4 protein-coding genes and 4 tRNA genes are annotated in these 4,112 nt (G+C 43.4%); 5 read left to right on the top strand and 3 right to left on the bottom strand.

Annotated features, from left to right (window positions below; all coding sequences use genetic code 11):
* Positions 1-79: 79 nt before the first annotated feature.
* Together IEW74_RS17020 and IEW74_RS17025 are read left to right on the top strand one after the other, a co-directional pair.
* The gene (locus IEW74_RS17020) at positions 80-1,051 is read left to right on the top strand and encodes an LPD7 domain-containing protein (protein WP_188667357.1); all 972 of its coding nucleotides are present in this window, start codon (positions 80-82) and stop codon (positions 1,049-1,051) included.
* Positions 1,052-1,079: 28 nt separating this feature from the next.
* Complete coding sequence (locus IEW74_RS17025; RefSeq protein WP_188667360.1) at positions 1,080-2,210, top strand: hypothetical protein; 1,131 nt, start codon at positions 1,080-1,082, stop codon at positions 2,208-2,210.
* A gap of 191 nt (positions 2,211-2,401) precedes the next feature.
* On the opposite strand, the gene IEW74_RS17030 is transcribed toward IEW74_RS17025, so the two are convergent.
* From IEW74_RS17030 to rlmB, 3 genes are all read right to left on the bottom strand, one after another.
* A tRNA-Thr gene (locus tag IEW74_RS17030) sits at positions 2,402-2,477 on the bottom strand.
* Positions 2,478-2,511: 34 nt separating this feature from the next.
* Positions 2,512-2,587: transfer RNA gene (locus IEW74_RS17035), tRNA-Thr, on the bottom strand.
* Between the two features lie 93 nt (positions 2,588-2,680).
* Positions 2,681-3,544 (bottom strand): 23S rRNA (guanosine(2251)-2'-O)-methyltransferase RlmB, encoded by an 864-nt coding sequence (gene rlmB / locus IEW74_RS17040; protein ID WP_188667362.1) that lies wholly within the window; start codon positions 3,542-3,544, stop codon positions 2,681-2,683.
* Positions 3,545-3,710: 166 nt separating this feature from the next.
* Between rlmB and IEW74_RS17045 the strand changes: the two genes are divergently transcribed.
* The 3 genes from IEW74_RS17045 to IEW74_RS17055 all read left to right on the top strand — a co-directional run.
* Positions 3,711-3,795: transfer RNA gene (locus tag IEW74_RS17045), tRNA-Tyr, on the top strand.
* Positions 3,796-3,864: 69 nt separating this feature from the next.
* Positions 3,865-3,938, top strand: a tRNA-Gly gene (locus tag IEW74_RS17050).
* Between the two features lie 57 nt (positions 3,939-3,995).
* Positions 3,996-4,112 (top strand): GTP-binding protein (locus IEW74_RS17055; RefSeq protein ID WP_188667076.1); only part of this gene is annotated, 117 nt, incomplete at its 3' end.

Here is a 4,112-nt window from a genome sequence, read left to right on the forward strand (position 1 = left end):
ACATTGTCAATATTTGCTGTGATGCATGGAACCGCTTGAGTGATCAACCGTGGAGAATTATGTCCATTGGGAACAGGGAATGGCTCTATCGGTCATAGCAGGTGCATTTTGGTATAACCTCAAAAAATCAGGAGAAAGGAAAATGAGATTAAGAAAGCAAGAGACCAAAATGGATTTATTAAAACAGACTTATCCAGATATATCGGATGATATTGCAGATAAATTACACATGGTCAAAATCAGCAAAAAAGGGTTGGCGCGTATCCAGTTAAAAGATAAGTCATGGATTATTGATAAAGGTGGAAAAATCCATGTCTTCGGTCCATGGTCAGAAGACAATCATATTGTCGCGAGAGTGCTGGCAGACTCAAAGGATTGCGAGATTGAAGTCCATGAAACTTCATGCCAAATCGCTCACAGCCCCGCCGGGACCGAAAAATCACTTCAAGAACGTTTAAACTGGTGGAAAGACAACGGAGCAGAAACGCTCACAGCCACAGAAAACGGGATATGGATTTCGTGGCATGGAACTTACTTTTTTGACCAAGGCAACTCCTTATCTATCTACGAGCCGATTACTGATGAGGCGATAAAGGTAATGGTTGAAACAGCAAAAGAACGTTGGTGTGGTCGCGTTGAAATATTTGGGGATGAGGACTTTAAGCAAAGGTATTGGGCCGAGGCTGAGAGGCAAGGTGTGAAAGTTGTGAACTATGAACCACCAGAAAAGTTCAAGTTGGAACAAGAATTAGGACTAAATCAGGATATTCGCCTTTTCCTTATTGAGTTGAGTAAAACAGGTAGTTTTGCCAAAGCCAGAGACAGGAAGACACTACCGCCAGATATTGAGAAAAGCATTGAGGTTTTACATTCTTGTAAGTCAAACCCGTTAGGTGATTTAGAGATTGTTTTTGATAACACAATAAAAGCTAAGAAGTTTGACTATATCTCATTTATTAATAAAGAAATATTAAAAATAAATGATGTAAATAAGCAACACATAATAAATAATTTAAATCAAGAAATATCTAATACATTTACTTTTAGATAATTATTATGTATACATAAATTATATGTATATGAATATTAATTTTTTAAATAATATTGAATATGTTGATTTTGATAAGTTTGTTTATACAGGTACAGGGTCAGAAATTGACCAAAAACACTGGATTAAAAAGAAGCAATTACGAAAGGAGGATAAAAATCACGATGATTTAATTGCTTCAAAGCTAATTTCAGAGGGTATTGACCCTTACCAAAAAGATAAACGAGAAATCGCTTTTATCGGTACGCTCACCCAGACGGTAGAGCGCATTACCGCTTATCGAAACAGTAATGTTTTCCGAACTGTTCACCGTAGAAATTACAGCCAGATACAGAAGCGTTTAAAAGCCTATTTATCGGCTTTCCCTGCAAACCAACAATTATACAGCTGGTCAGTACGATGGGGTTGGGTTCATGTTTCCGATTATGCAAAGCAACATAAGGTTTTTAAAGAGCGTTTGAGCAAGCTTCTCCGCACCTTGAACCGTTGGGGTTTAGAAGGTCAGTTTCTTCGCATTGAATATCCCGCTACCAATGGTGAGTATGTGAAACTCCATGCGCATCTTATCTTTCAAAGTCACGGCCTAAAGAAAGACTGGAAAGATATTCTGACCTTTTCCAAAAAGTTTATGGGCGTGGATGGAAATGAGCAAAATATCCAAACCCAGAGAATTAAAAATCGCTTTGCAACAGCAAGCTACCTATGTAAGCCGAATAACCTGTTAGAATTATCAGGTCAGGCCCTCGCTATTCTCTTTCAACAATTAGGAGAAGGCGGTAGCGCATTAAGGTTTGTTGAAGCCCTTGGCGGGTTTAGAAAGTTCAATGCAGCACTAAACAAACAAGGCCAAGTTATTCGAGAAAACTGCGGCAAGTATATCCGCACGAAGTCAAAGCCAAAGAATATTTATAAGGATTATCTGTCAAGTCGTGTCCCAGGGCATCACGGTAGTACGCAAAATGTAATTCTTGGAATTACGCCTTCTCGCTGTGTTGGCAGCCAGATTAAGGAACCATGCCTTATGGTCAAAAATTACAACGGAAACTTTGAAGACCTTATCAGTCAACACCCAGAGCTGGCCCGTATTTTCTTTATTAAGAATAATACAACGGTAACTCCACCGCCTACTCGGCAGGGCCGACCGTCAAATAAAGCTGCTTGATAAAACCCGCATCTTTTTTGGTCGAATCTTTTAAACCTACTACATTCAACTTAAGACATTTTAGCCAAATATAAGAAATGGACGTTTGCCCTTTGGCTTTTTGATACTGATTTAATAATTTTGTATCTTACAAAAACATCTTACAAAAATCTAAAGGGCCTAGCCATTTCTGGCTAAGCCCTTTATAATTCTGGTGCCTCCACACGGACTCGAACCGCGGACCTACTGATTACAAATCAGTTGCTCTACCAACTGAGCTATAGAGGCATAATATATGTGGTTGTTCTTTTGGAGAGTGGAATGGTGCCCCCACACGGACTCGAACCGCGGACCTACTGATTACAAATCAGTTGCTCTACCAACTGAGCTATAGAGGCATATTCCAGATGCTCTCTCCTTGAGAGCGGGCGGAACTTAACTCAGCCCTTTACGTTATGCAAGAAAGATTTTTCACTTTTTGACATTTTTTTTTAACCTTCCTTTTGACGGGCGATTTCATAGAGGGAAACTGCCGTTGCGTTAGACAGGTTCAGGCTCTCAACCGTTTGGGAAATCGGGATTTTTGCAAGAAAATCACATTTCTCGCGCGTCAGTCGGCGCAAGCCCGTTCCTTCCGATCCCATAACAAGGACGGTTTTGCCTTTTAAATCGATTTTGGATAATGTGGTTTCGGCATATCCATCCAGACCGACGGACCAGAACCCTTCCTCTTTTAATTGATCAAGGCTGCGCGATAAATTGGTCACGCGGATGAACGGCAGACGTTCCAGAGCCCCGCAAGCCGCTTTGGCCATTGCGGCGGTGACTTCCGGTGCGTTTTTATCGGGGATGATAACGCCCTGTGCACCAAAGGCGGCGGCAGAACGTAAAATCGCCCCGATGTTTTGCGGGTCGGTGGCTTGGTCCAAGGCAACGATGACGGCGCTGTCGCGTTCCGCCAATTCTGGCAGGATGTCTTCTAATGTGGTGCGGGGCAGGGGATCAAGTTGTAGAGCGATCCCTTGATGAACCCCGGATACGATAAGGTCCTCAATTTCCTGACGTGTTAAAATCTCGGTTTCCGGTCGTTTGCGTTCTGTGGCGGCGAGGGCAGCGCGCAATTCCTCCCCATGTGCTTTTACGAAGTCGTCGCTGGCAACCAGTCGCAAGCAATTGCGTTTCGGGTTGGACAGGGCCGCAATAACAGCATGACGACCATAAAGCCACGGTGGGCCTTTTTGTGTCGGGACTGATCCACGCTCAGACGGATGTCTTACGATTCCATCTGGATTTTTTCCTTTGGCGAAGTTTTTGCGTTTCGCAGGTGTTGCGCGACTTTTCTTTTGTTTGCTCATTGACCCATACCGAGAACTGAAAACTGTAAAATTGATACGCGCTGCGTTGCTGAAAGGAAACAATTTTATTTTTTCGACATTTCTTTCCCTTTTGGCGTTGACAGGGGGGATATTTTTCCATATTCCCTCCCCTCACGCATCATGCTGATTGATGGTCTCTTCCTATGGAGGGATGCCTGAGCGGCTAAAAGGGGCGGACTGTAAATCCGCTGGCTACGCCTACGTTGGTTCGAATCCAACTCCCTCCACCACCGCTAAGGGACTGTTAAAAGGCCTGGGCACCATATTGCAAGAGACCGCGCGGAAAAATTGCGATCAGGGCGGGTGTAGCTCAATGGTAGAGCAGAAGCCTTCCAAGCTTACGACGAGGGTTCGATTCCCTTCACCCGCTCCAAATTTTCTTTCGTGGTCGTTTTTGTGTTTGCTAGTTACTTAGATTCAAGGACAGAAAATGGCTAAGGCAAAATTTGAACGTAATAAACCGCACTGTAACATTGGTACCGTAGGCCACGTTGACCACGGTAAAACCACGCTGACAGCTGCGATCACGAAAGTATTGGCGGAAGCT

The organism is Terasakiella brassicae, assembly GCF_014641495.1.
In the GTDB taxonomy this organism is placed as follows: domain Bacteria; phylum Pseudomonadota; class Alphaproteobacteria; order Rhodospirillales; family Terasakiellaceae; genus Terasakiella; species Terasakiella brassicae.